The 1268-nt window shown below is 64.0% G+C and carries 3 protein-coding genes; all 3 read left to right on the top strand.

Going from position 1 to position 1268, the window contains the following annotated elements:
- Window positions 1–221: 221 nt before the first annotated feature.
- From AC4PR2_RS28900 to AC4PR2_RS28910, 3 genes are read left to right on the top strand one after another with little or no spacing between them, the layout of a single operon-like run.
- The gene (locus tag AC4PR2_RS28900) at window positions 222–455 is read left to right on the top strand and encodes a hypothetical protein (protein ID WP_492176048.1); all 234 of its coding nucleotides are present in this window, start codon (window positions 222–224) and stop codon (window positions 453–455) included.
- Window positions 452–754 (top strand): PerC family transcriptional regulator, encoded by a 303-nt coding sequence (locus AC4PR2_RS28905; protein ID WP_492176049.1) that lies wholly within the window; start codon window positions 452–454, stop codon window positions 752–754. Before AC4PR2_RS28900 ends, AC4PR2_RS28905 begins: the two co-directional genes overlap by 4 nt.
- A gap of 25 nt (window positions 755–779) precedes the next feature.
- Window positions 780–1040 carry a hypothetical protein gene (locus tag AC4PR2_RS28910; protein WP_492176050.1) on the top strand — a complete coding sequence of 87 codons (261 nt, stop codon included), beginning with the start codon at window positions 780–782 and terminating at the stop codon, window positions 1038–1040.
- Window positions 1041–1268: the final 228 nt, after the last annotated feature.

Raw genomic sequence — 1268 nt, forward strand, 5'->3', positions numbered from 1 at the left:
GCAGCAGCTACTGGTTGTTTCCACTGCTCAACGTGCTGGCGTTTGTCAAATGCTGGGCGCTGGTGCGGGCGCTGACCGACGATATCGGCGTGCTCAACATGGTGATGCCTCGGCTTGATGAACCCGGGTGAGGCGCTGACGCCCGTTGGTTGTCCGATGACTGTGCCATCCCAATATGAAATTGGCATGCCCCACCCATCACGAAGAAAGGAACCTGTGCCATGGATAAACAGGAATACCGGCTGTATCTGGCCATGCTGAAGGCGCGCGGCGACCTGGCGCGCAAGGCAATGGCCGACAATGCCCTCCGGCGGGAGCGGCTCAAGGCGCAACGATATCATCGCTCTGACGATATCAAGGCGCTGTTGACCGGCAATGAATTTGGCGTGTCGGTTGACGGCCTGCTGGCCAGCGATGACGAACTGGCCACACGCGAAAGAGCGTTTGGCAAATGAGCGCCCGGCATCACCGCGGTTACCGGGCGCAGGAAGACTGGCTGCCGGATGACGCGCAGGCCCTGCAACTGGAGGGGCAGGGATTGTGGCGCCGCGCCGCCACACGCTGGCAGCATGTGCTGCTGCGAGAAACCGACGACCGCGTCATCGAAGCGATATTGCAACGGCACGACGTGTGCCTGCGGCAGGCGACACGCCCCCGCCTGCCGGCGGGTGACGTCGCCGCCTCTGCCGACAGCGGTGTCGCCACCGGCATGGCCTGGCTGCCGAACGGCCCGGACCTCTGGCGCACGGCGTAAGCCGTCAACGATAAGGAGAGCAGAAATGACCCGACAACCCCAAACCGTCGACGACCTGGACGAGTACCAGCGCACGGTGCTGGCGGGACTCTATGCGCGGCGCGAGCTTGACCAGGGCTATCGCCTGTCTGCGCGGCAAAAGCAACTGATACTGGACGACTATCTGGCCGAGCTGAGCGCCCCTCCCAACACTCGCCGCCCGCGAAATCGCCACTCGACCCTGCCGGAAGTGGCCGACTATCACTGGCATCCGCCGACACCGGCGCGCCGCCCGCGCGGGCGCTGACCCCCTCGCTTGCCTGACCTGCAGGTCTGCACATTGCTTCACCGCGTCATGACCACCGGCCCTTGCCGGCGACGCCCGCCCGTGCCGGTTTTGCCGCACGCGTAACCGGTTGCCGCTTGCTGGCAACGGGGAAAGTTTGGTATCGTGAAACCAGTGTGTGTTCAATGGTCGTTCACGCCAGAAGGTGAACAGGATTGGGCAAGGCCCAGACGCAAAAACCCCCGGATT

It is taken from the genome of Serratia sp. A07 (genome assembly GCF_058725505.1).

Bases quoted from the DNA above. Each gene is read 5' to 3' on its own strand.
- AC4PR2_RS28900 (WP_492176048.1), top strand. From the start codon at position 222: ATGGATAAACAGGAATACCGGCTGTATCTGGCCATGCTGAAGGCGCGC.
- AC4PR2_RS28905 (WP_492176049.1), top strand. From the start codon at position 452: ATGAGCGCCCGGCATCACCGCGGTTACCGGGCGCAGGAAGACTGGCTG.
- AC4PR2_RS28910 (WP_492176050.1), top strand. From the start codon at position 780: ATGACCCGACAACCCCAAACCGTCGACGACCTGGACGAGTACCAGCGC.